Origin of the sequence: Ancylobacter gelatini, from assembly GCF_022601675.1 — a bacterium.
Classification (GTDB): domain Bacteria; phylum Pseudomonadota; class Alphaproteobacteria; order Rhizobiales; family Xanthobacteraceae; genus Ancylobacter; species Ancylobacter gelatini.
On record NZ_JAKVIL010000005.1, the window covers coordinates 45,779 to 69,417 of the forward strand.

Annotated in this window: 20 protein-coding genes; 12 read left to right on the top strand and 8 right to left on the bottom strand. The window is 66.7% G+C overall.

Going from position 1 to position 23,639, the window contains the following annotated elements:
• The first annotated feature begins 40 nt into the window (after positions 1–40).
• On the top strand, positions 41–1,822 hold the full coding sequence (mdoH, locus tag MKI84_RS10410; RefSeq protein ID WP_241619300.1) for a glucans biosynthesis glucosyltransferase MdoH: 1,782 nt from the start codon (positions 41–43) through the stop codon (positions 1,820–1,822).
• 104 nt (positions 1,823–1,926) lie between these two features.
• Here the strand turns inward: mdoH (MKI84_RS10410) and mdoH (MKI84_RS10415) are convergent, their stop codons facing one another.
• Both mdoH (MKI84_RS10415) and MKI84_RS10420 read right to left on the bottom strand, forming a co-directional pair.
• Positions 1,927–4,065 carry a glucans biosynthesis glucosyltransferase MdoH gene (gene mdoH / locus MKI84_RS10415; protein ID WP_241619302.1) on the bottom strand — a complete coding sequence of 713 codons (2,139 nt, stop codon included), beginning with the start codon at positions 4,063–4,065 and terminating at the stop codon, positions 1,927–1,929.
• The gene (locus MKI84_RS10420; protein WP_241619304.1) at positions 4,053–5,585 is read right to left on the bottom strand and encodes an OpgD/OpgG family glucan biosynthesis protein; all 1,533 of its coding nucleotides are present in this window, start codon (positions 5,583–5,585) and stop codon (positions 4,053–4,055) included. The genes mdoH (MKI84_RS10415) and MKI84_RS10420 overlap by 13 nt, the downstream gene beginning before the upstream one ends.
• Before the next feature lie 657 nt (positions 5,586–6,242).
• On the opposite strand from MKI84_RS10420, the gene MKI84_RS10425 reads away from it, so the two are divergent.
• The 4 genes from MKI84_RS10425 to MKI84_RS20660 all read left to right on the top strand — a co-directional run bounded on the left by MKI84_RS10425 (position 6,243) and on the right by MKI84_RS20660 (position 8,423).
• Positions 6,243–6,542 (top strand): hypothetical protein, encoded by a 300-nt coding sequence (locus MKI84_RS10425; protein WP_241619305.1) that lies wholly within the window; start codon positions 6,243–6,245, stop codon positions 6,540–6,542.
• A gap of 242 nt (positions 6,543–6,784) precedes the next feature.
• Entirely contained in the window at positions 6,785–7,597 is an 813-nt protein-coding gene (locus MKI84_RS10430; RefSeq protein WP_241619310.1) for a transglutaminase-like domain-containing protein, read from the top strand.
• A gap of 278 nt (positions 7,598–7,875) precedes the next feature.
• Entirely contained in the window at positions 7,876–8,088 is a 213-nt protein-coding gene (locus tag MKI84_RS10435; protein ID WP_241619312.1) for a cold-shock protein, read from the top strand.
• A gap of 206 nt (positions 8,089–8,294) precedes the next feature.
• Entirely contained in the window at positions 8,295–8,423 is a 129-nt protein-coding gene (locus tag MKI84_RS20660) for a hypothetical protein (RefSeq protein WP_281063217.1), read from the top strand.
• Between the two features lie 99 nt (positions 8,424–8,522).
• On the opposite strand, the gene MKI84_RS10440 is transcribed toward MKI84_RS20660, so the two are convergent.
• Positions 8,523–9,206: a GntR family transcriptional regulator gene (locus MKI84_RS10440; RefSeq protein ID WP_241619314.1), complete on the bottom strand. Its 684-nt coding sequence runs from the start codon at positions 9,204–9,206 to the stop codon at positions 8,523–8,525.
• Between the two features lie 105 nt (positions 9,207–9,311).
• On the opposite strand from MKI84_RS10440, the gene MKI84_RS10445 reads away from it, so the two are divergent.
• The 4 genes from MKI84_RS10445 (at position 9,312) to MKI84_RS10460 (ending at position 13,376) form a co-directional block, all read left to right on the top strand.
• Positions 9,312–9,887, top strand: a complete 576-nt coding sequence (locus tag MKI84_RS10445; protein WP_241619316.1) for a TRAP transporter small permease — start codon at positions 9,312–9,314, stop codon at positions 9,885–9,887.
• Positions 9,884–11,170, top strand: a complete 1,287-nt coding sequence (locus MKI84_RS10450; protein ID WP_241619318.1) for a TRAP transporter large permease — start codon at positions 9,884–9,886, stop codon at positions 11,168–11,170. Before MKI84_RS10445 ends, MKI84_RS10450 begins: the two co-directional genes overlap by 4 nt.
• A 26-nt stretch (positions 11,171–11,196) precedes the next feature.
• Positions 11,197–12,345, top strand: coding sequence for a mandelate racemase/muconate lactonizing enzyme family protein (locus tag MKI84_RS10455; protein WP_241619320.1), 1,149 nt, complete (start codon positions 11,197–11,199; stop codon positions 12,343–12,345).
• A 65-nt stretch (positions 12,346–12,410) separates the two neighbouring features.
• A complete protein-coding gene (locus tag MKI84_RS10460) occupies positions 12,411–13,376 on the top strand; it encodes a TRAP transporter substrate-binding protein (protein ID WP_241619321.1) in 966 nt (321 codons plus the stop codon).
• Between the two features lie 125 nt (positions 13,377–13,501).
• On the opposite strand, the gene MKI84_RS10465 is transcribed toward MKI84_RS10460, so the two are convergent.
• From MKI84_RS10465 to MKI84_RS10485, 5 genes are all read right to left on the bottom strand, one after another.
• Positions 13,502–14,413, bottom strand: a complete 912-nt coding sequence (locus MKI84_RS10465; RefSeq protein ID WP_241619323.1) for a LysR family transcriptional regulator — start codon at positions 14,411–14,413, stop codon at positions 13,502–13,504.
• 17 nt (positions 14,414–14,430) lie between these two features.
• Entirely contained in the window at positions 14,431–15,468 is a 1,038-nt protein-coding gene (locus MKI84_RS10470; RefSeq protein ID WP_241619325.1) for a YeiH family protein, read from the bottom strand.
• 95 nt (positions 15,469–15,563) lie between these two features.
• Positions 15,564–16,625 carry a selenide, water dikinase SelD gene (gene selD / locus MKI84_RS10475; protein WP_241619326.1) on the bottom strand — a complete coding sequence of 354 codons (1,062 nt, stop codon included), beginning with the start codon at positions 16,623–16,625 and terminating at the stop codon, positions 15,564–15,566.
• Between the two features lie 99 nt (positions 16,626–16,724).
• A complete protein-coding gene (locus tag MKI84_RS10480) occupies positions 16,725–17,867 on the bottom strand; it encodes a transglutaminase-like domain-containing protein (RefSeq protein ID WP_241619328.1) in 1,143 nt (380 codons plus the stop codon).
• On the bottom strand, positions 17,864–18,439 hold the full coding sequence (locus MKI84_RS10485) for a TlpA disulfide reductase family protein (protein WP_241619330.1): 576 nt from the start codon (positions 18,437–18,439) through the stop codon (positions 17,864–17,866). Before MKI84_RS10485 ends, MKI84_RS10480 begins: the two co-directional genes overlap by 4 nt.
• 290 nt (positions 18,440–18,729) lie before the next feature.
• On the opposite strand from MKI84_RS10485, the gene fdnG reads away from it, so the two are divergent.
• The 3 genes from fdnG to MKI84_RS10500 are packed head-to-tail and all read left to right on the top strand — an operon-like array spanning position 18,730 to position 23,516.
• Positions 18,730–21,816, top strand: coding sequence for a formate dehydrogenase-N subunit alpha (fdnG, locus tag MKI84_RS10490; protein ID WP_241619332.1), 3,087 nt, complete (start codon positions 18,730–18,732; stop codon positions 21,814–21,816).
• 12 nt (positions 21,817–21,828) lie between these two features.
• Positions 21,829–22,812: a formate dehydrogenase subunit beta gene (gene fdxH, locus MKI84_RS10495; protein WP_241619334.1), complete on the top strand. Its 984-nt coding sequence runs from the start codon at positions 21,829–21,831 to the stop codon at positions 22,810–22,812.
• Positions 22,809–23,516, top strand: a complete 708-nt coding sequence (locus tag MKI84_RS10500; RefSeq protein WP_241619336.1) for a formate dehydrogenase subunit gamma — start codon at positions 22,809–22,811, stop codon at positions 23,514–23,516. The genes fdxH and MKI84_RS10500 overlap by 4 nt, the downstream gene beginning before the upstream one ends.
• Positions 23,517–23,639: the final 123 nt, after the last annotated feature.

Here is a 23,639-nt window from a genome sequence, read left to right on the forward strand (position 1 = left end):
CCCGCAAATTTCACGTTGTTCCCGCGCAGAGTCGATCGGCATGAGCCAGAGTGAAGAGTTTGTGGCAGGCCTGTCGCCGGCAGGCGTGGACGTAGCCGGGCTGACCCCAACCGGCACGCAATCATCGCGATTGCTGTTTCAACGGCGCGCCTTCGTGGCCACACTCAACGTGCTGACCTTCGCCGGTCTGGTTACGGCCTTCTCCCATTTGCTGGCGGTCGGCGGATGGACGCTTCTCGATATGCTGCTGCTCGCGGCGTTCTGCATATCGACGCCCTGGACCATCCTCGGTTTCTGGAATGCCCTGATCGGGCTCTGGCTGCTGCACGGCCCGGTGGACCCGCGCGAAGCGGTCTTCCCCTATGCCGGCCGCGCGGCGGAGGATGCGCCCCTCACGGCGCGCATCGCCATGCTGATGACCCTGCGCAATGAGGATCCGGCCCGCGCCATCGGCCGATTCCGTCTGATGCAGCAAGATCTCACGCGCAGCGGCGCGGGGGAACATTTCGCCTATTTCGTTCTCTCCGACACGACGCGCCCCGACATCGCCGCCGCGGAGGAAGCGCTGTTCGACGCCTGGCGATCCGAGGCGGGCGGGAGCGCTGAACTGCATTATCGCCGCCGCACAGAAGGCTCAGGCTACAAGGCCGGCAATGTCCGCGACTTTCTCGATCGCTGGGGTGACGATTTCGACCTGATGGTGGGCCTCGATGCCGACAGCTTACTCGGGGCGCCGAGCCTGTTGCGCATGGTGCGTATCGTTCAGGCCAACCCGATGCTTGGCATATTGCAGAGCCTCGTGGTCGGCATGCCCTCGCGCTCGGCCTTCGCGCGCATCTTCCAGTTCGGCATGCGTCACGGCATGCGCTCCTACACCATGGGCGCCTCATGGTGGGCGGGTGATTGCGGGCCTTACTGGGGGCATAACGCGGTCATCCGCGTCGCCCCCTTCAAGGCACATTGCCGCCTGCCGGTGCTTGCCGGCGATGGCCCGCTTTCCGGCCATATCCTTTCGCATGACCAGATCGAGGCGGTGCTGATGCGCCGGGCCGGCTACGAGGTTCGTGTGCTGCCGGAGGAGATCGAGAGTTTCGAGGAAAATCCGCCGCACCTGACCGAGTTCACCCGGCGTGACCTGCGCTGGTGCCAGGGCAACATGCAGTACTGGCGCCTGCTCGCCATGCCCGGCCTGAAGCCGATGAGCCGCTTTCAGATCGCCTGGGCCATCCTGATGTATCTCGGCGCCTTCGCCTGGGTCGCCTTCATGGCTCTGGCGGCGCTGAAGGTGTTCGATAGCGAAGCGTTCGACGAGCCGTTTCCCGCCGCGCTCGGCCTCGGCCTGTTCCTGACCACCTTCACCATGAGCCTGACGCCCAAGCTCGCGGGCCTCGTCGACGTGCTGCTCCGCCGCGACGAACGGCGGCGTTACGGCGGCGGCGGCGCGCTGCTGCGCGGGGCCCTGCTGGAATTCGTGTTTGGCGTGCTGCTCGGGCCGGTGGTCGCTTTCCGGGTCGCGGTATTCATGGTCGGCCTCGCCTGCGGCAAGACCGTCACCTGGGAGGCGCAGGCCCGCGACGCCGAACGTCTGTCATGGCGGACCGCCGCTGCCGGTCTGTGGCCCCAGTTTCTGTTCGGAATGCTGCTGGCGGCAATATTGTGGGCGTTTGCGCCGGGGGCGTTGATATGGGCGGCGCCCGTACTCATCGGCCTGCTGTTCGCCGTCCCGTTCGCCGTGCTGACGGCCGAGCCGGCGGTGGGGCGGTGGCTCGCCCGAAATGGCCATTGTGCGATCCCTGAAGAGGCCACGGGCCGGATCGGGTAAACCTCCGCGGGAATCTTTTGTCGTGCCGCATGCCCTCGCGATCCCCGGCACTTCCAGTGGCGGACCATGGCCGGCAAGTGCGGCCGGGGCTGCCAAGACCGCGATCAGGCCGCCTTCGAGAGCGCCAGCAGGCGATCGAGCGCCTTCGCGTCGCCCAGCGCAGCGGCTTTTTCTTTTGGGGTAAGCAGCTTGAGCGCGTCATCGAAGCTCGGCGCGTCGTGCAGCTTGGCGCGGGCCACCAGCCGTTCGGGCGAATAGTCGCCCGGCACGCGCTCGCCGCACGCCGGCAGCATGGCGCGATGCGCCTCCAGAAGCTTCGGGTCGGACGCCAGGCGGGCGACGGCCTCCGCGACGCCCGCGTGCCCACCCAGCTGCGCGGTCAACTCATTGGCGCGGGTCAGGACAGGGGGCGGGGCGCCCTGCTCCGGTGTCAGCAGCAGCAGCGGATCGCCGCGACGCGGCCGCGCGGTCCAGATCACCAGCGGCACGGCCAGCACGAGCCCGAGGATCACCGGCGTCATCCATAGGAAAAGCGGCCATGAAATCGCCCAGGCGGCAAGGCCGAGCGCGACGCCAAGCAGCGTATGCGGCGCGAAATGGCGCAAGGTCTGGCCCACCGCCACGCTGCCATCATCACGGCGCTGCGGGTTCCAGCCGCCATCACGGCCGGCAAGGATGCCGATCACCGCGGAAGACTGCGTCACCATCATCACCGGCGCCGCAAGGCCGGAAATCAACGTTTCGGCGAGCACGCCGGCAAGTGCGCGCAGGCCGCCGCCGAAGCCGCGCCGGGCCTCGGCATCGAACAGCATCAGCCCATAGGCCAGGAGTTTCGGCAACAGCAGGATCGCCATGGTGCCGACGAACACCCAGGCGGCCCGGACGGGATCCTGCGCGGGCCAACTGGGGAACAGGGCGTATTCCGAGGGGAAATAATCCGGCGGCACGAACCGCGCCTGAAGCGCGGTGAGCAGGCCGGCGAGCAGCATGACCAGCCAGAGCGGCGCGGTGACGTAGGAGCCGATCCCTGTCAGCAGATGCAGGCGGCTGACGAAATGCAGCCCCCGGCTCGGCAGCACGGCGGCATGCTGGAGGTTGCCCTGGCACCAGCGGCGATCACGGGTGGCGAGGTCCGTGAGCGAGGGCGGGCCTTCCTCATAGGAGCCCGCCAGCCACGGCACCATGTGCACCGCCCAGCCGCCGCGCCGGATCAGTGCCGCCTCGACGAAATCGTGGCTGAGAATATGCCCGCCGAACGGCTTGCGCCCCTTGAGATGCGGCAAGCCGGCGCATGAGGCGAAGGCTTCCGTGCGGATGATGGCGTTGTGGCCCCAGTAATTGCTCTCCGAGCCGTGCCACCAAGCGAGCCCCTGCGCCAGCAGCGGGCCGTAGAGCCGGCCGGCGAATTGTTGCAGCCGGGCGAACAGCGTGCGGCCGCCGACGATGACGGGCAGCGTCTGGATCAGCCCGACCTGCGGGTTCCGCTCCATGGCGCCGGCGATGCGCACGACGCAATCGCCGGTCATCACGCTGTCGGCGTCGAGCACCAGCATCGCCTCGTAACGGGCGCCGAAACGCGTCACCCATTCCCCGACATTGCCGGCCTTGCGATCGATATTCCTGGCGCGGCGGCGGTAGAAGATGCGCGAATGCCCGCCGGTGCGCTCGCGAAGCGCGAGGAAGCTCGCCTCCTCGGCGATCCAGACATCCGCGTCGGTGGTATCGGAGAGGATGAAGAAGTCGAACGCCTCGATGGCGCCGGTCTGCTCGATCGATTCATAGGTCGCCTGCAACCCGGCGAATACACGGGTGGGCGATTCATTATAGGTCGGCATCAGCAGCGCCGTGCGCCGGGTCAGCTCGGGCAGCGGCGCGGCGGTGTCGATGCCGAGCGGCGTGCCGCGCCGTCCGATCATCGCGAAGACGCCGCCCATCGCATTGGTGAAGGAGAAGCCGATCCAGGCGAACAGAATCACGAACAGCGCGAGCACGATGGCTTCCAGCACCGTCAGCCCGCCGACCGACAGCACCAGATACATCTGATAGGCCGCGACCATGGTAAGCGCCGCCGCCCCGCCGATGACGAAGGCGCGCCGCGCGATCAGACCGGAGGGAAGCGTTCGGCGCGTCTCGGGCCGGTGCGCGAGCGACTGCACCGGCATGGCGAGCGGAGCGTCCTCCGGCAGCGCCGGGAACACCTGCGCCGGCGCCAGCCCGGCCACGCGCTCCCTTACGAGGTCCATCGGTAGGCCCATGTCTCGCTGAGCCGCTCATCGCCGCGCCAGAGTTGGGCGCTGAGTTCGGAGAGGTCCACCCCCTTGGGCTCGAAGGAGAACGACAGCCGCCAGCCGCCAATATCGGGATTGGGCTGAAGCACGACATTGGAAATGGTGCCCGCATTGGCGGTGACGCGCGGATCGAGGCCGTCGGCCGCAATGCCCTTTATCTTCTCGCCGATGAGATCGAGCACGAACAGCCGGCGTGCGTCGGTTCCGCCGACGCGGGTCGCGCCGAAGCGGGCGACGGGATCGCGGTCCGGCGTGTCCCACGTCCAATGCAGGCGGTAGGTATAATTATACTCGCGCCCCTTGCGCAGCGGCTCCTTCGGGCGCCAGAAGGCGACGATGTTATCGTGCACCTCCTCGGCCGTCGGAATCTCGATGAGGTGGACGGCACCCTCGCCCCAGTCCGAGATCGGCTCGACCCAGACGCTCGGACGCTTCTCGTAGCGCGCTTCGAGGTCCTGATAGTCGAAGAAGGAACGCTGGCGCTGCATCAGGCCGAAACCGCGCACATTATTGTTGTGGAACGACGATATCTGCAGGCGCAACGGGTTGGTCAGCGGGCGCCAGATGCGCTCGCCCTGGCCGGTGATGATGGCAAGACCCTGCGCGTCACCGACCATGGGGCGGAAATCATCGATGTCGTTGCGGTCGTTCGGGCCGAACATGAACATCGAGGTCAGCGAGGCAAGCCCCGCCTGATCGACGTCGGCGCGCGGATAGAGCGTCATCTCCACCGTCATGACGGTGGCATCGCCCGGCCGAATCGTGAAGCGGTGCACGGCGGACGCGCTCGGACTGTCCAGCAGGCCGTGGATCACGATGGAGTCCGCGCCGGCGCGCGGCTGTTCGATCCAGAACGCCTTGAAGACAGGAAACTCCTCGCCGCCGGAATCCCCGGTCTTGATGGACAGCCCGCGCGCGGAGGTGCCGTAGACCTGGTTCTTGCCGATGGCGCGGAAATAGCTGGCGCCCTGGAACACCGCGATCTCGTCGAAATAATCCGCCCGGTTGATCGGGCCATGCAGCCGGAAACCGGAAAAGCCGAGATCGAGCTTGGGATCGGGCGGCTGCAGGCCGTGCTCGAAGCGGAACAGGTCCGGCGTATAGGGCACCTTGCGCGACTGCCCGTCCGCGACGACGGAGATATCCACCTTGTCGCGAAACAGAAAGCCACGGTGCAGGAACTGCATCTCGAAGGGCAGGCCCTCGCCGCGCCAGAGCGAGCGATCGGTGTTGAAGCGGATGTTGCGGTAGTCGTCATAGCTCAGCTTGTCGAGCGAGCTCGGGAGCTGCTGGTCGCTTCTGGCGTAAGGCTTCGCGGCCAGATCCTTCGCGATCTGGCGCACGGTCTGCGCATCGAAGGGCAGCGCGTCGGCCTGTCCGCTCGCCACGGTCGAGAGCAGCGAGAAGAACGGCAATGAGGTCGCGGCAAGCCCGGGAAGCAGCGCCCCTGCGATGAGCACCTGTCGACGATGCATTGTCACCTCTTGTCTCGCAACTGTCGCGCGTGTTGCACTGCGTTGCCTCACTAAGCCATGAGGGATGCCGAGGTTCCCGCGCCGTCGCGGCTGTGACGATTTCGAGCAGGCGTGTGATCACCGAAAGAGGGTTGGCATCCGCGCGGATCGCCGCCCGGCAGGACCCGCTGGCGCATTGCGGCCCTGCATCGGCTGAGCGCGCGCTGCGAAGAAAACCCGATCGGTGTTGGAAAATAATCGTCCAGATTTCTCGTGGTCGCGCGCTGTCTTTATCGGGCGTTCTATTTTGTCACCCTGAGACGATCGGCGTATTTTTGTCGTCTCCATGCGCCCGACTTGCTTGATATGCCATTGACGCGTATAGATTCGATCCGTTGATTTGATACGATGGGCGTTCAACACATCACGGACGTCGACACGCCCTGTGTCGTCTGATGTCGACTCAGCGTGTTTTCGACCATGATTGCATGGCGCCCTTGGGCGTTCGTGCCACCCTGTACGCCCGCGGAGCGCCCCGCTGGGCTGCTCCTGAACCGGAGCAGCCATTTCGCGGTGTTCGAGGCGGATTGGAGCGTATGGCCGGCCCTGCGCCCAGCGCGTCGCCGGAGCAAACCGCCGCCGACCGCCCTGCCGCCCCCAGAAGGACAATTTGTTCGCATGACCGCCATTCCGCATTCACAGCGCATCGCCGAGCCTGCCCGCCGAGAGGGCGCGCCCCACCAGTTCAAGGTGGGGCAGACCGTCCGGCTGCGCGGCGGCTACACCAGCTTCACCTCGCGTTGCGGCGACATCTACCGCATTACCGGGACCCTGCCGCCGATCGGGAATTCACCTCAATACCGCATCCGCAACGAGGGCGAGCAGTATGAGCGCGTGACCACCGAGGACAGCCTCGAAGCGATGGACACCGCCGGACCGGGCGAAGGCTCGACCCTGCTCACACGCACCTTCGGCTAGGTCTGACCACCGGCGTCGTCCAATGCCATCGCGCGCGCCGCGCCCGGGGGAGACCGGAGCGGGGCACGCCATGCGGAGCCTCGCGGCGGCGCGTCGCGGGCGTGACTGACGTTGGGTTTTGACGGCACGCCGTTCAGCCGTCATCATGACGTCGCAAGGCCTTCGCACAGGGGCGTCGCACCTCTTCCGTCCTACCCGTCGCCGATGTTCGGCCGGCGGCTCGATGCTCCCGGGAACCCTTTATGCTGATCCGCTACGGCTATGAGATTACGCTGACCTGTCAGCAGCCGACCGCTCTCGTCTGTCTTCTCGCCGTCCATGAGGATCGCGCCGCCGATATCCGGGCGCCGGAAACCGTCTTCACCATGCCGGTGGTTCCGACATCGACCTATCACGACCTGTTCGGCAATCGCTGCCGCCGTCTGGTGGCGCCGGCGGGCGACCTCACCATATGGGGCGACGCGACGATCGAGGATGACGGGCTGCTCGACCGGCAATTTCCCGCCGCCCGCGAAGTCCCGGTCGCCGAACTACCCGATGACTGCCTCGTCTATCTGATGGGCAGCCGCTATTGCGAGACCGACCGGCTGAGCCAGGTCGCCTGGGACCTGTTCGGCGCGATGGCGCCCGGCTGGGGCCGCGTGCAGGCGATCTGCGATTTCGTCAATCAGCATATCCGCTTCGACTACATGCAGGCCCGTTCGACGCGGACCGCCTATGAGGCCTATCACGAGCAGATCGGCGTCTGCCGGGACTTTGCCCATCTGGCCGTCGCGTTCTGCCGCTGCCTCAATATTCCGGCACGCTACGTGAATGGCCATCTCGGCGATATCGGCGTCCCCGTGGTGGACCCGATGGATTTCAGCGCCTGGATGGAGGTCTTCCTCGATGGCGCCTGGCACACTTTCGACCCGCGCAACAACATTCCGCGCATCGGCCGGATCGTGGTCGCGCGCGGCCGCGACGCCGCCGACATACCGCTGGTCAACTCGTTCGGTCCCCACGTGCTGAAATCTTTCCGGGTCTGGACCTACGAGGTCGATGCGGTCACCTGAACCGCCTGCAACATGCGGCCCGAGGGGACCACGTTCCCCACGTGGCGCTCCGGCGAGTCCGGAAGCGTTGAAATCGCCGGATTTCGGCTTAGAAAACGCGCTGTCCTTGCAATATCGCCGACAACGGTACATACTGAATCGGTCGATAAACGGCGATGTGAACATGAATTTCGCGGTTTTATTACCGCGTCGTCACGTTCTTTTTCCTGAAAATGCGATTTCGACGGCCTGCGTTCATCGCGGGCAAGCCAGAATTACACTCAAAGAAGGGGTCTCCCATGGCCACGGGAACCGTCAAATGGTTCAACGCCCAGAAGGGTTTTGGATTTATCGCGCCGGATGATGGCGGCAGCGACGCGTTCGTTCATATCAGCGCGGTCGAACGCGCCGGAATGAGCGACCTGCGCGAAGGTCAGAAGCTGAGCTTCGAGCTCGTTACCGACCAGCGCAGCGGCAAGATGTCCGCAAGCAATCTCCAGGCGCTGAGCTGACAGCCCGGCCTCGGCGGCGGCGCCTCGCGCGCTCCGCCGCAGTGCCCGTCGCCTGAACCGGCCGCGCCCGCTGATGCGGGCAAGACCGGGCGGGGACATGGAAGCGGTAGCAGACACCCATGTGTCTTTCCGCCCCGCGCCTTTCCGAAGGCGCGGGGCTTTGTTTTTTCCGCCGCGCCTACCAGCACGCTCACGAGGAGACGACCATGGCCAAGGGACAGATGCGCAGCAACCGGGAAACGAAGAAGCCGAAGAAGATCAAGGAGCCCGCCGCGGCTGCGAGCCTTGCCAAGGGCCAGCCGGTCTCGCTCGCCTTCCAGAAGAAGAAGGGCTGAAGCCCGCCCGCCGATGGGAGCGCCTCCGATCGGGCACGCGCCCATCGGCGCGCCCTCGTTCGCCGGCTACGTTCCAGCGGCGGCATATAGCTAGCCGGTTCAGCCCGGTATCGCCGCCCGCTCGAGATGGGCGATGATCTCCTCGCCGCTGCGCACCGCATGGGCGCGGAACGCCGCTTCCGCCGCGTCGGCATCGCCCGCCAGCAAAGGCGCGATCAACGAGTGATGACGGTCGCGCACCGCCTCGGTGGTCTTGGCCAGCATATTCGAGGACGCGATGTAGAGCCGGAGCTGGTTGGCGATCAGCCCGTATTGCTCCCGCAGGCGCCGGTGCCCGGATAGTCCGACAATGGCCTGATGCAGCGCCATGTCGGCCTCGACCAGATCGACCTCCCCGCCTTCCTCCGCCGCCTGCGCGAGGTGGTCATACGCGCTCATGACGATCGCGCGGCCGGCATCATCGATGCTCTGCGCCACCAGCCGTCCCGCCAGCGCCTCCAGGCTTGAGCGCAGGGTCGAAAGCTCCCACGCATCCTGGACGGTGAGGGTCAGCACGTCCCAGCCGCTATAGGGACGCTGGATCACCAGTCCTTCCGCCACCAGCCGGTGCAGCGCCGCCCGTACCGTGCCGCGCGAAAGCATGAACTGCTCGGCGAGCTTGGCCTCGGTCAGCCGCGCCCCCGGCGCGATCAGCCCCGAGAGAATCGCCCGACGCAAGCTGTCCGCCGCCGCGCGGTCGAGGCTCTGGCGCTTGGGGGGCTCCAGCGACGTGATTCCGCTCATTTATCGATCCCTGGGTGACGCAAAAATCGGCTTGACCAAATTCATATCGCAGAGTGCAATCTCGTCAATTGTTAACAATCAACCATTCACGGAAAGGATCGTGGCGTGGCTGCAGCGACCCCACACAGCGTGACCGGCAAAGGGCCGCGCACCGGCCCGCCCGGCCGCCTCCGGCAGGCCGATGCGGGTGTGCTGTACGTCAATCGATGGCTGATGATCCTCATTCTCGGCGCGATGGCGGTGATGGTGTTCACCAGCGTCATGCTGCGCTATCTCGGCAGCGGCGCGCTGGTCTGGGCGGAGGAACTCAGCCGCTACGCCATGATCTGGCTGGCCTTCGTCGGCATCGGACCGGTGCTGCGGGTTGGCGGCCACGTCGCGGTCGATTCGCTGACCGAACTGCTGCCGCCCGCATCGCGCCGCGCGCTGCGACTGGTGGTGGTCGCGCTCATGGCCGCCACCTGCCTGTGGGTCGCTGCCGCCGGATGGGCCTATGTCGCCCGCTCCTGGAACCAGACGACGCCGGTGCTCGGCCTTCCCTTCGCGGTGGTGGCGCTCGCCGCCCCGGCCGGCTTCGTGCTCGCGCTCTGGCATCTCGCCATGGTGGCCGTCGGCTTCGTACGAGACGGATCATACGAGCCCTCCGACGATCTCGATCCCGAAAAGGCGGCCGCGTCGTGATCTCGCTGGTGATGTTCGTCGCGCTGAGCGGCTTCCTGGTCATCGGCGTGCCGATCGGCTTCGCGCTGACCCTGGCGACGCTGGCGGCAACCCATTCGGGCGATCTCACCGCGATCATCGTCGCGCAGAAAATGGTGGCGGGGCTCGACAGCTTCCCGCTGATGGCGATCCCGTTCTTCCTGCTGGCGGCGGAGCTGATGTCGAGCGGCTCGCTGGCGGAGGTGCTGCTGCGCTTCGCGGCGCTGTTCGTCGGGCACAAGCGCGGCGGGCTCGGCTACACCAACATCCTCACCATCACCTTCTTCTCCGGCATCAGCGGCTCGGCGGTCGCCGACGCGGCCGGCCCCGGCGCGCTGCTGATCCGCATGATGGGCCGCTCCGGCTACCCCTACCCCTACGCCGCCGCGCTCACCGCCGGCGCCTCGCTGGTCGGACCGATCATCCCGCCCTCGATCATCATGATTCTCTACGCGCTCCAGGACGATGCGGTCTCGGTTCCCCGCCTCTTCGTCGCCGGGGTGGTGCCGGGGCTGCTGATCTCCGGGGCGCTGCTCGCCTATAATGGCTATGTCAGCCGCCGCCGGAATTTCCGCGACGATGGCGTTCCTCCCACGCTGAAGCAGGCACTGGCCGCAACATGGCGCGCCATTCCCGCGCTGGTGCTGCCCACCCTCATCGTGGTCGGCGTGCACAGCGGCGCCTTCACCCCGACCGAGGCGTCGGTGATCGCGGTGTTCTACGCCTTCATCTGCGGCATGTTCGTCTACCGCACGCTGACCTTCGCGATGCTCCCCGACATCCTCGCCCGTTCCGCCTTCATGACGGCGGCGGTGCTGCTGATCATCTCGGCGTCCATGGCGTTTGCCTGGCTGCTCACCTTCGCGCAGGTGCCGCAGATGATGACGCAGTGGATCGGCTCGCTCGGCCTCTCCCCGCTCGCCTTCCTGCTGGCGGTCAACGTGTTCCTGCTGATCTTCGGCATCTTCATCGAGCCGCTGCCCGGCGTGCTGGTGCTGGCGCCGATCCTCGCGCCGATGGCGGCCGCGCTCGGCATCGACCCGACCCATTTCGCCATCGTGGTCATCGTCAATCTCAATCTCGGCATGATCACGCCACCTGTGGGCAGCCTGCTGGCCGTCACCGGCATGGTCGCCAAGGTGAAGATGTCGGAGCTGAACCGCGAGATCTATCCGCTGCTGGGCCTGCAACTCGTGGTGCTGCTCGCCCTCACCCTCATTCCGTTCCTGACCCTCGCTTTGCCGGACGCCCTCGGCACGCGATGACCCGACGCCGACCTACGGAGACAGCCGTGACACTCTCGCCGACCCTCACCCTCGACCGCCCATGCGACAGCGCGGCGGGCCGCATCGTCAAGGCCGAGTGCCTGCTCGTCTCGGTTCCGTTCCAGAGCGACGCCACGCCGGTCTGGGCCTTCACCAGCGCGCCGAAGAACAATTTCGACACGCTGTTCGTGCGGATCGAGACCGATACCGGGCTCGTCGGCTGGGGCGAGGCGTTCTCGCGCAACGAGGACGTCTCGCTGCGCAGCCTGATCGAAACCCGCCTGTTCCCGCTGATCCTCGGCGAGGAGGCGGGCGCCATCTCGAAGCTCAAGTTCAAGCTGGAATTCGGGATGCAGAATTTCGGGCGCGTCGGCCCGACCATGTACGGCATCTCGGCCATCGACATCGCGCTGTGGGACATTGCCGGCAAGGCCTCCCGCCGGCCGCTGGTGGATCTCATCGGCGGCTCCTTCGCCGACGAGATCGAGGTCTATGCCAGCCTGCTGCGCTACGGCACGCAGCAGGGCGTCGCGCGGGCGACGCGGCGCGCCATCGACGAGGGGTACCGCCACATCAAGCTGCACGAGACCACCTATCCCGAGATCGCAGCCGCCTGCGAGGCCGCCGGCAGCGACGCGCAGGTGATGCTCGACGTGAACTGCCCGTGGTCGGTCAGCGAGGCGCTCGCCATGGATGCACGGCTCGCCGGCCTCGGACTCACGTGGCTTGAGGAGCCCATCTGGCCGCCGGACAATTATCGCGGCCTCGCCCGGGTGCGCGCGACCGGCCGCCACCGCATCGCGGCCGGCGAGAATGCCGGCTCGCTGCATGATTTCGTCGCCATGGCCGATGCCGGCGCCATCGACATCGCCCAGCCCGACGTCGCCAAGACCGGCGGGGTCAGCGAGCTGATGAAGATCGCCGCCTTCTGCGAGGCCAGCGCCATCGAGTTCGTGCCGCATTGCGCGCTGTTCGGCCCGGGTCAGGTGGCGACGCTGCACCTCTGCGGTTCGCAGCGCTCGGTGCCGATGCTGGAGCGGCTCTATTGCGACTTCGAGGCTGAAATCTATGCCGGCGCCACCCTGCCGGTGAATGGACGGCTGCCGGTGCCGCGTGCAGCCGGCCTCGGCATCGAACCCGACCCCGACATTCTGGACCGTTACCGCGTGGCCTGATCGGCCCGCATGTCCCTGGTTTCCCCGCTGCCCTTCACACCCCTGCCTAACCCCGGAGATCGTTCATGAAGACCTGGCTTATCGGCGCCGCGATGCTCGCGGCCGCGGCGAGTTCGGCCGACGCGCAGACCACCACGCTCAAATATGCCTTCGTCAATCCCATGAGCAGCCATTTCGGCGTGGCCGCGACCGCGTTCAAGGAATCGGTGGAGAAGGATTCCGGCGGTCGGCTCAAGGTCGAGATCTTCCCCGGCGGCGCGCTCGGCGGCGAACGCGAGATCATCGAGAGCGTGCAGCTCGGTACGATCGACATGGCGATGACCAGCACCTCGGTGGTCGGCAATTTCGTGCCGGACGTGCTGGTGTTCGACATTCCGTTCCTGTTCCGCGACACCGCCCATGCCCGCGCCGTCGTCGACGGCCCGGTCGGGCAGGACATCCTCAAGAAGTTCGAGGCGCAGAACCTGATCGGCCTCGGCTATGGGGAGAACGGCTTTCGCCACCTCACCAACAACAAGCGGGCGGTGAACCAGCCGGCCGACATGTCGGGCATGTCGATCCGCACCATGGAAAACCCGATTCACATCCAGGCCTTCAGCCAGCTCGGCGCCCGCCCGACCCCGATCGCCTGGCCCGAGCTCTACGCCGCGCTCCAGCAGGGCGTGGTGGATGGCGAGGAGAACCCGCTTTCGAACATCATCACCGCCAAGTTCTTCCAGGTGCAGAAATATCTGGCTCTGACCGGCCATGTCTACGCGCCGACCGCGATCCTGATGTCGCCGGCGACCTGGAACAAGCTCAGCGACGAGGACAAGGCGATCGTGAAGGCCGGCATCGCCAAGGCGATCGCGGCCCAGCGCGCCGAGGTGGAGAAGCTGGAAGCGACCGGCGTCGAGACGCTGCGCAAGGCCGGCATGGAGGTCAACGAGGTGGACAAGAGCCAGTTCTCGGCCCTGCTCGCCCCCGCCTATGCCGACTTCGGCAAGCGCTTCGGCCAGCAGACGCTGGACGCGATCCGCGACACCCAATGAGCCGCCACACCGGGTGAGCCGGGATACCACCCGGCCCGCTCCCGCGCGGGCGCGCGCCCTCCCCCGCGAGGCCGACCCGGCCGGCACCGACCTCCCGCGACGAGGAAGGTGCCGGCCTTGTCGCCTCAGCGTTGCGCCGGCCCACTCTCCTCCTCATGCGCCTTCCGCGCGAGATCGAGAAAGGCCTGCGCGGCCCGCGTCACGTAGCGCTCGCGGTGGTGGAGAGCGAGAAACTGGCGCGACGGCATCTCGAAGCCGATCAGCGCCATGGTCCCGCCGCGGATCGCGCTGTCCACCACGCGCCGCGAGATCACGGTCGCCCCGCTTCCCGCTTCCACCGCCGCCCGGATCGCCTCATTGGAGGGATATTCCAGCACCACGTTCAACTCGCCCGGCTTGAGCCCCAGCCCGGCGAGGTGCTCCTCGAAGATCGCGCGCGTGCCCGAGCCCGGTTCGCGCAGCACCCACGGGCCCGCGCACAGATCCGCCGGCGCGCGCGGCGGGCGCCAGGTCCAGGGATGCACCACCGGCGCCACCAGCACCATCTCGTCCTCGGCCACCGGCACCGCCGCCAGCAGCGGGTCCTCGATCCGTCCCTCGATGATGCCGAGATCGGCCTCGCCCTGCTGCACGCGGGCGCGCACGAAATCGGTATTGCCGATGTCCAGCCTCAATTCGATGCCCGGATATAGCGTCCGGTAGCGCTGAAGGATTCCCGGCAGCCAGTAATTGGCCACGGTCTGGCTGCCGGCGAGCGCCAGCCGGCCGCGCGCGAGGCCGGACAGGTCGACCAGCGCCCGCTCGGCGGCGGCGACCTGCGCCAGCACCGCGCGCGCCTCGACCAGCAGCAGCCGCCCCGCCTCGGTGAGCTGGATGCGCCGCCCCACCCGGTCGAACAGCCGCGTGGCATGGGCGCTCTCCAGCGCCGCGATCGCCGCGCTGGTGGCGGACTGGGTGAGATTGAGCGCCAGCGCCGCCTTCGTCAGGTGCTCGCGCTCGGCGACGGCGACGAAGATGCGCAACTGCTCAAGGGTCATGGCGCAGCACGAATGCCTCAGCTGGTGATCTTGACCAGCATTAGGCTGAACAGGGCGATAAAGGCAAAGGCGGCGAGGCCGAGAAGGAACGGCCGGGGCCCCTTGGCGCGCAGCTTGGCGATGTCGGTTTCCAGCCCCATGGCGGCCAGCGCCATCGACAGCAGGAAGGTGGTGAGCCACACCAGCGCGGCCTTCGCCTCCGCCGGAATGGTCACGACGCTGTTCACGCCGATCATGGCGATAAAGCCCAGCACGAACCACGGCACCGGCGGCTTCGCGCTCGCCGCCCCCTTCCCGCCATGGCGCAGGCGCCGGCTGGCCAGCGCGCCGAGCACCAGCACCACCGGCGCCAGCAGCATCACCCGGGACAGCTTGGCGATGGTGCCGAACTCACCCGCGGCCTGCCCGTCCTGATAGGCGGCGGCGACCACCTGCGCGATCTCATGGATCGAAGCGCCGGCCCACAGCCCGTAGGCGTGCGCATCGAGGCCGAGCGCAGCCGGCAGCAGCGGATAGAGGAACATGGCGAGCGAGCCGAACACGGTGACGCAGGCCACCGCATAGGCGACATCCTCATCCGGCGCGCGGGTGACGGTGTTCGTCGCGATCACCGCCGAGGCGCCGCAGATCGAGGTGCCGGCGGCGATCAGCTCGGCGAGCTTGGCCTCGACGCCCATCAGCCGGCCGAGCTGCACGGTGAAGGTGAAGGTGGCGACCAGCGTCAGCGCGATCACCGCGAAACCGGAGGCTCCGACCTCGACGATCTGTGCGGCGGTGAGCTGGAGCCCGAGCAGGATGATCGCGGCGCGCAGGATGCGGCGCAGCGAGAACACCACGCCGGCTTTCGCCCGCGCCGGGGTGCCGATCAGATTGTGGAAGCCGATACCGATGACGATGGCGAGGATCATCGGGCTCAGCATCGAGAGGCCCGGCACCTGGCGCAGCCCGAAGGCGGCCGCCGCGATGGCGCCGGTCAGCAGCAGGCCCGGCCACAGCCCAAATCCCGGCGACGCGGCGGTGCGGCGCGGATGAACCGTCTGCGACGATGCGGCCATGAATGCCTCCCTCGGTGATGACGGAGACATGACACGCGGATTATCGTTCGATCCAACTCATTATTTGATATGGTTCGTTCGATTATGACGAACGATCACGCCACCGCCACCCCCGGCGCGCCCGCGACCGCCCGGCCGATGATCGACGCCCGCGCGAAGCCGGCGGCGTGGATGTCAGCCAGCAGGCGGTCGGCCGCATCGGGGGCGCAGGACACCAGCAGCCCACCCGAGGTCTGCGGGTCAGTGAGCAGATGCCGCTGCCAGTCGGGCATGCCATCCGGCAGCGTCACCGCCTCGCCATAGCTCGCCCAGTTGCGATGCGAGGCGCCGGTGACGAAGCCCTGCTGCGCCAGTATCGCCGCCTCGGTCAGGAACGGCAGCCGGTCCGCCGCAATCTCCAGCGCGACGCCCGAGCCGCGCGCCATTTCCAGCCCATGGCCGAGAATGCCGAAGCCGGTGACATCGGTAACCGCATGCACCGCCGCCGCCGCACCCAGCATCGTGCCGATGCGGTTCAGCGTGGTCATCGAGGCGATCATCTCCTCATAGGCCGGGGCCGGCAGTTGCTCCTTCTTGAAGGCGGCGGAATAGACGCCGACGCCGAGCGCCTTGGTGAGGATCAACGCGTCGCCCGGCCGGGCGCTGCTGTTCCGGCGGATATTCTCGGGCCGCGCGGTGCCGATCACCGCCAGCCCATAGATCGGCTCGGGCGAATCGATGGAGTGCCCGCCCGCGACCGGAATTCCCGCCTCGGCGGCGATCGAGGCGCCGCCCTTCAGAATCTCGCGCACCATCGCGGTTTCCAGCTTGCCGAGCGGCATGCCGAGAATGGCCAGCGCCAGCAGCGGCTTGCCGCCCATGGCGTAGACATCGGAAATCGCGTTGGTCGCCGCGATGCGGCCGAACTGGAACGGGTCGTCCACCATCGGCATGAAGAAGTCGGTGGTGGCGATCAGGCAGGTGTCGTCGTCGAGCTGCCACACCGCCGCATCGTCGCTGCTCTCGGTGCCGACCAGCAACTGCGCGAACGGCCCCGCGGCCGGCTGCTCGGCCAGCAACTCGCGCAGCACCGACGGCGCCAGCTTGCAGCCGCATCCCCCGCCATGGGCGAGCGAGGTCAGGCGGAACGGGGGGGTCTGGGTCGGCTTGTCGAGCATGGCTCACTCCTGAAGGGCGCTGCGCGCGCCCCTGACGAATAAAACTGCGTCATGGCGGGATCCGCCCGGCCATGACGCGGGACGACACGGCGCCGTCCGTTAGGCCGTGATCTCGCTGGCCTTGATCGAATAGGTGAACAGGTCCGGGTCCAGGCAGTCATGGCGCAGCCCGGCCACTTCCGCCTGCGGGTACATCAGGAAGCCGAGCTTCGGGCCCGAGGACCCCGGCAGCGCGATGTCATGGCCGTCATTATAGGCGAGCCAATTGCCCTCCCACGCGCCGAACAGCGCCTTGCGGGCCGCCACCACCTTGGCGTCGTCGAGCGCGTTCTTGCCCGGCGGCTCCTCCAGCACGACCTTGCGCACATCGGCGGGGTCGACGGCGGTCCAGCCGAAGCCGTCGAGCCAGACCTCGGCGCGGCAGTGCTGGGCCTTGCTCACGGTCGGCGAATTGGCGCCGAGGCTCTTATAGCCGAAGGCGGAGGGCGCCACGCGCAGTCCGTAGACGTCACGGGCGGGGATGCCGGCGGCGCGGGCCAGCCCGACATAGAGCGCGTTGAGGTCGGCACATTTGCCGCCGAGATTGCCGGAGGCCAGCAGCGCGGCGATGTCGCCGGTGCCGCAACCACGCGTCGCGGCGTTGCGATAGGTGTTGTCGACCACCCATTCATAGATGGCGCGCGCCTTCTCGACGTCAGTGGTCTTGCCGGCGACGATCTTGTCGGCGGTCGCCTTCACGATGCCGTCGGTCGGAATCAGGTCGGTGGCGGCAAGGAACAGCGCCCGGTCGTCGGCGCTGAGCGGGGCGATGGTGGCGGGCTTGCTGAAATCGGTGGCGCGGTCGCGCGTCGCGAATGTCGAGGTGATCTCCACCACCGGCGCCGCCTCGCCCTCCTTCCACACCACATGAAGCATCTGCGCGCCGTAATGCGGGTCCTTCACGATCTCGGCGGTCGCGGCATTGGTGGTCCAGCTGCTGCCGGCGGGCTTGAACCAGTCGTCGCCGGTGAAGGCCGGCAGCGGAATCCATGCCTGCGCCGGGCCGGCCTTGCCCTCCACAGGGGCCACGTCGAGACGGGTCACCACCTGGAAATTGCGCCAGTCACCGGGTTTTGGCGCGAACACGGCGCCCGCTGAGGCCACGACGGCCGGCGTCGCCGCCTGCGCGAGCGCGTGGCCGGGAAGGGTGGCGACGGCGGCAAGCCCGACGCCCGCTTTCAGAAAATCGCGACGGCTGGTCATTGGGTGCTCCCATTGTCTGTTTGGAGGGCCGGAAGGGCGGGCAGCGCCGCAGCGCTCTCCGCCTCGTCCGCTTGCAATATGTCGAGGATGGCCTCGGCCTCGGGCCGGTCCCAGTCGATCGGGATGTCGGCGACGAGGCGCAGCCGGTGCGTGGCGTCCAGCAGGAAGGTCGTGGGGAACACCCCGACCTGCCATGCCTTCATGGCGGCCCGCTCGGCGTCGAGCAGCACCGGGAACGGCACCGGCTGCTTCTCGAAGAAACGACGTACGCGGATCTCCACCTCGCCGACATCGACGGCGAGGATGGCGACGGCAGGTGCGGATGGGCGTTTGGAAAAGCGTTCGGACAGTCGCGAAAGCCCGGCCATCTCCTCGCGGCAGGGCTCGCACCACGTCGCAAAAAAGTGAACCAGCACCACCTGGCCTTGCAGTGCAGCAAGGCTTTGCGGCCCGTGATGCAGCGAGGGCAGGTCGATCGGCGGCACGTCCGCCCCCGGCTCCAGCCGCGCCGGTTCAGCGGCCACGGCGCCGCGCCCCGGCGCGAACAACGCCAGAACACTCAGGAAAGCCATGAGAAATCGCAAATAGGGGCCCCGGCACGCGGGAGCGTCTGGCGCGAGCACGGCACGATCCTGAATCGCCGGGCCGCCCCCGTCAATCGGCCGAACGATCAGGCAGCCGCAACCACGCCGCCAATGCTGCGTCGCAACAATTGAACATGTTGGATTCGCACGATTATTTGCGTCCTACCTATACCTAGGTTGGTTTGACATTGGACTAGCTAAAAAATAGGCTCGAACCATCGAATATCCCTATCGGCCGACGGTATTCATCGGCCACGCCATGAGGGAGGGCCTTTCACATGAATATGGAGCTCTCGCGCCGCGCGTTCCTGAGAACGTCGGGTGCGGGTCTTGCCGGAACGACGCTGGGAGCCATGGGCTTCGGCGAGGCGGAGGCGGCCACCGCCGCCTATATCAAGCCGTTCCATCTGGCGAACACGACCGAAACCCGAAACACCTGCACCTATTGCTCGGTGGCCTGCGGCATCATCATCTATTCCAAGGGCGACCTGAAGAAGGGTGAGAAGGCCGAGATCGTCCATATCGAGGGCGATGCCGACCACCCGACCAATCGCGGCACGCTGTGCCCGAAGGGCGCCGCGCTCCGCGACATCGTGCACTCGGCCCAGCGCCTGCAGTATCCGATGCTGCGCAAGGCCGGCTCCGACAGCTTCGAGCGGATTTCGTGGGATGTGGCGCTCGACAAGATCGCCCGCGCCATGAAGGACGATCGCGACGCCAACTTCATCGCGAAGAACGCGGACGGCACGACCGTCAACCGCTGGCTGAGCACCGGCTTCCTCGCCGCCTCCGCCACGACGAACGAGACCGCCTTCGCCACCTACAAGGTGGTGCGCTCCACAGGTATGCTGGCATTCGATAACCAGGCACGCGTCTGACACGGCCCGACGGTGGCGAGTCTCGCCCCAACATTCGGCCGCGGTGCAATGACGAATTCCTGGACGGATATCAAGAATACCGACCTCGTCATCATCATGGGCGGCAATGCCGCCGAAGCGCATCCGTGCGGATTCAAATGGGTCACCGAGGCGAAAGCCAACCGTGGCGCCAAGCTGATCGTCGTCGACCCGCGCTATAACCGGTCGGCGGCGGTGGCGGACTTCTACGCGCCGATCCGTCAGGGCTCGGACATCGCCTTCCTGCTCGGCGTCATCAACCAGTGCATCCAGAACGACAAGGTGCAGTGGGACTATGTGAAGGCCTTCACCAACGCCACCTATCTGGTCAAGGACGGCTTCGCCTACAGCGATGGCCTGTTCACCGGCTATGACGAGAGCAAGCGCGACTACAACCGAGACGAGTGGGAATACCAGATCGGCGAGGACGGCTATGTCCTCACCGACGACACGCTGACCAATCCACGCTGCGTGTGGAACCTGCTGAAGCAGCACGTCGCGGTCTACACGCCCGAGATGGTCGAACGCATCTGCGGCACGCCGAAGGACAAGTTCCTGAAGGTGGCGCAGATGATGGGCGAGTGCTCGGCGCCGGACAAGGTGATGACCTCGATGTACGCCCTGGGCTGGACCCAGCATTCCAAGGGCGCGCAGAACATCCGCTGCATGGCGATGATCCAGCTCATACTGGGCAATGTCGGCATGCGCGGCGGCGGCGTGAACGCGCTGCGCGGCCATTCCAACATCCAGGGGCTGACCGATATCGGGCTGATGAGCAACCTCATCCCCGGCTATCTGAACATCCCGACGGACAAGGAAACCGACTTCGCGACCTATATGTCGACGCGCGCCTTCAAGCCGCTGCGGCCGAACCAGATGAGCTACTGGCAGAACTACAAGAAGTTCTTCGTCAGCTTCATGAAGTCCATGTACGGCCCGGCGGCGACGCCTGAGAACGACTGGGCCTACGACTACCTGCCCAAGCTCGACGTGTCCGGCTACGACGTGCTGCGCGCGTTCGAGATGATGAAGCAGGGGAAGATGAACCTCTACTTCTGCCAGGGTTTCAACCCGCTTCAGGCCTTCCCCAACAAGGCCAAGCTGGCCGAGGCGCTGGGCAAGCTGAAGCTGCTCGTCATCATGGACCCGCTGGAGACCGAAACCGCCCGGTTCTGGGAGGATCACGGCGTCTTCAACAAGGCCGATCCGTCCGCGGTGAAGACCGAGGTGATCCAGCTTCCCACGACCTGCTTTGCCGAGGACGAGGGCGCGCTGGTCAATTCCGGCCGCTGGCTGCAATGGCACTGGGCGGCGGGCACGCCTCCGGGCGAAGCCAAGCATGACGCCTGGATCATGGCGCAGATCCACCTGCGCCTGAAGGAGCTGTACCGCACGGAAGGCGGCACCTTCCCCGACCCGATCGTCAATCTCAACTGGCCCTATGCCGATCCGGGCGAACCGACCCCGGAAGAGCTGGCCAAGGAGATGAACGGCTCGGCGCTGGTCGACGTGTTCGATCCCAACGACCCGACCAAGAAGGTGCTGGAAGCCGGCAAGCAGCTCTCCGGCTTCGGCCAGATGCGCGACGACGGCACCACCGCCGGCGGCTGCTGGATCTTCTCCGGCTCCTGGACCGAGGCGGGCAACATGATGGCGCGCCGGGACAATTCCGACCCGGGCGACACCGGCGCCTTCCTCAAATGGTCCTTCGCCTGGCCGGCCAACCGGCGCATCCTCTACAACCGCGCCTCGTGCGACCTCGACGGCAAGCCGTGGGACTCCTCACGCAAGCTGATCGAATGGGACGGGGCGAAATGGTCGGGCTATGACGTCCCCGACATCGCGCCGACGGCAAATCCGCGCGATGTCGGGCCGTTCATCATGAACCCGGAAGGCTCGGGCCGCCTCTTCGTGCGCAAGATGATGCGCGACGGGCCGTTCCCCGCGCATTACGAGCCGTTCGAAAGCCCGGTGGCCAACGTGGTCGCGCCGAAGGTGCGCGGCAACCCGGTGGCACGCGTGTTCCCGGACGACTGGAAGCAGTTCGCCGACATCGGCGATCCAGCCTTCCCCTATGCCGGCACCTCCTACCGTCTCACCGAGCATTTCCACTACTGGACCAAGAACAACCATGTGAACGCGGTCCTGCAGCCGGAGCAGTTCGTCGAGATTTCCGAGGAACTGGCGAAGGAGAAGGGCATCACGCTCGGCGGCTGGGTACGGGTGTGGTCGAAGCGCGGCGAGATCTACGCCAAGGCGGTGGTCACCAAGCGCATCAAGCCGATGACGATCGACGGCAAGACCGTCCACATCGTCGGCGTGCCGATCCACTGGGGCTTCGTCGGCGCTGCCCGCAAGGGCTTCCCGGCGAATGTGCTCACCCCCTTCGTGGGCGACGCCAATATCGAGACGCCGGAGTTCAAGGCGTTCATGGTCAATATCGAGCCCTCGACCGGGCCGGTGGCATAGGGAGCAGGCGCGATGTTTCCTCCTATCCCGAACCCCACTTTGCCCCCTCCCGAACCGAAATTCGGCGAGAAGGACATCATGCGGCGGTCGGCGTCCAATGTGACGCCGCCAGCCGAGCGCCTGACGGAAGTCGCCAAGCTGATCGATGTCACCAAGTGCATCGGCTGCAAGGCCTGCCAGGCGGCCTGCCTCGAATGGAACAACCTCACCGAGGAGGTCGGCTTCAACCACGGGGTCTATGAGAACCCCATGGACCTGACGCCCGACACCTTCACCCTGATGCGGTTCACCGAATGGGTGAACCCGGAGACCGAGAACCTCGAATGGCTGATCCGCAAGGATGGCTGCATGCATTGCGAGGATCCGGGCTGCCTGAAGGCCTGCCCCTCGCCGGGCGCGATCGTGCAGTATTCCAACGGCATCGTGGACTTCCAGCACGAGAACTGCATCGGCTGCGGCTACTGCATCAAGGGTTGCCCGTTCGACATCCCGCGCATCTCCAAGGTCGACCACACCGCCTATAAGTGCACGCTGTGCTCCGACCGCGTGGCGGTGGGCCAGGGCCCGGCCTGCCAGAAGGCGTGCCCGACCCAGGCCATCGTGTTCGGCACCAAGGACGAGATGAAGGACTGGGCGGATTTTCGCATCAAGGACCTGAAGTCGCGCGGCTTCGAGAATGCCGGCCTCTATGACCCGCAGGGCGTGGGCGGCACCCATGTGATGTATGTGCTGCACCATGCCGACAAGCCGTCGATCTATGCCGGCCTGCCGGACAACCCGCGCATCTCGCCGATCGTCGAGACCTGGAAGGGCGTGACCAAATATCTGGGCCTCGCGGTGATGGGCTTCGCCGCCGCCGCGGGCGCGCTGCACTATTTCGTCGCCGGCCCGAACAAGGTCACGGAAGAGGATGAGGAGAACGCCGAGAAGCTGACCGAGGGCAAGGCGCCGCCACCCCCGGCCGACCCCACGCAGAGTCAGGGACACGCGCCATGACCCTCCATGACCCGGTGGCGGGAGTTGCTCCCGCTGATGTCGAGACCGGCGACGCCGTGCATCCCGGCCCGCCGGTGACGGTGGACCGCTACACGCTCGGCGCGCGGATCAATCACTGGATCACCGCCATCAGCCTGGTGCTGCTGGCGCTGTCCGGCCTCGCGCTGTTCACGCCCAGCCTGTTCTTCCTCACCGGCCTGTTTGGCGGCGGGCAGATGACGCGCATCCTGCATCCGTGGATCGGCGTCGTGCTGTTCTGCTCCTTCGCCATCCTGTTCGTGCGCTTCTTCAAGGCCAACCTGCCGGCGCGCGAGGACGTGACCTGGGTGGCGCATTCGGCCGATCTTCTGGCCGGGCGCGAGGAGAAGATGCCCGAGGTCGGCAAGTACAATGCCGGCCAGAAGGGCGTGTTCTGGGCGATGTCGGCGCTGATCCTGATCCTGATCGCCTCCGGCATCGTGATGTGGGACCAGTATTTCTTCGACCTGACCACCATCGAGCAGAAGCGCATCGCCATATTGGTGCACTCGATAACGGCGGTGGTGATCATCTGCGTCTGGATCGTCCACGTTTACGCGGCGATCTGGGTCAAGGGCACCATCGGCGCCATGACGCGCGGCCGGGTCACCGGCGGCTGGGCCTGGCGCCATCACCGCAAATGGCTGCGCGAATTGGTGCGCCGGCCCGGCGCGCCCGCCGAATAGACGGCCGCGCCGGCCTTCACCGCCCCGCAGGGGGCTTGATGCGGCGGCGCTCGGTGTCCAATTGGCACAGGAGCGCCGTCCTCTTTCGACAACCACGTGGCCCGTGTGGTTCGTGAGGTAATG

Bases quoted from the DNA above. Each gene is read 5' to 3' on its own strand.
- mdoH (WP_241619300.1), top strand. From the start codon at position 41: ATGAGCCAGAGTGAAGAGTTTGTGGCAGGCCTGTCGCCGGCAGGCGTG.
- mdoH (WP_241619302.1), bottom strand. From the start codon at position 4,065: ATGGACCTCGTAAGGGAGCGCGTGGCCGGGCTGGCGCCGGCGCAGGTG.
- MKI84_RS10420 (WP_241619304.1), bottom strand. From the start codon at position 5,585: ATGCATCGTCGACAGGTGCTCATCGCAGGGGCGCTGCTTCCCGGGCTT.
- MKI84_RS10425 (WP_241619305.1), top strand. From the start codon at position 6,243: ATGACCGCCATTCCGCATTCACAGCGCATCGCCGAGCCTGCCCGCCGA.
- MKI84_RS10430 (WP_241619310.1), top strand. From the start codon at position 6,785: ATGCTGATCCGCTACGGCTATGAGATTACGCTGACCTGTCAGCAGCCG.
- MKI84_RS10435 (WP_241619312.1), top strand. From the start codon at position 7,876: ATGGCCACGGGAACCGTCAAATGGTTCAACGCCCAGAAGGGTTTTGGA.
- MKI84_RS20660 (WP_281063217.1), top strand. From the start codon at position 8,295: ATGGCCAAGGGACAGATGCGCAGCAACCGGGAAACGAAGAAGCCGAAG.
- MKI84_RS10440 (WP_241619314.1), bottom strand. From the start codon at position 9,206: ATGAGCGGAATCACGTCGCTGGAGCCCCCCAAGCGCCAGAGCCTCGAC.
- MKI84_RS10460 (WP_241619321.1), top strand. From the start codon at position 12,411: ATGAAGACCTGGCTTATCGGCGCCGCGATGCTCGCGGCCGCGGCGAGT.
- MKI84_RS10465 (WP_241619323.1), bottom strand. From the start codon at position 14,413: ATGACCCTTGAGCAGTTGCGCATCTTCGTCGCCGTCGCCGAGCGCGAG.
- MKI84_RS10470 (WP_241619325.1), bottom strand. From the start codon at position 15,468: ATGGCCGCATCGTCGCAGACGGTTCATCCGCGCCGCACCGCCGCGTCG.
- selD (WP_241619326.1), bottom strand. From the start codon at position 16,625: ATGCTCGACAAGCCGACCCAGACCCCCCCGTTCCGCCTGACCTCGCTC.
- MKI84_RS10480 (WP_241619328.1), bottom strand. From the start codon at position 17,867: ATGACCAGCCGTCGCGATTTTCTGAAAGCGGGCGTCGGGCTTGCCGCC.
- MKI84_RS10485 (WP_241619330.1), bottom strand. From the start codon at position 18,439: ATGGCTTTCCTGAGTGTTCTGGCGTTGTTCGCGCCGGGGCGCGGCGCC.
- fdxH (WP_241619334.1), top strand. From the start codon at position 21,829: ATGTTTCCTCCTATCCCGAACCCCACTTTGCCCCCTCCCGAACCGAAA.
- MKI84_RS10500 (WP_241619336.1), top strand. From the start codon at position 22,809: ATGACCCTCCATGACCCGGTGGCGGGAGTTGCTCCCGCTGATGTCGAG.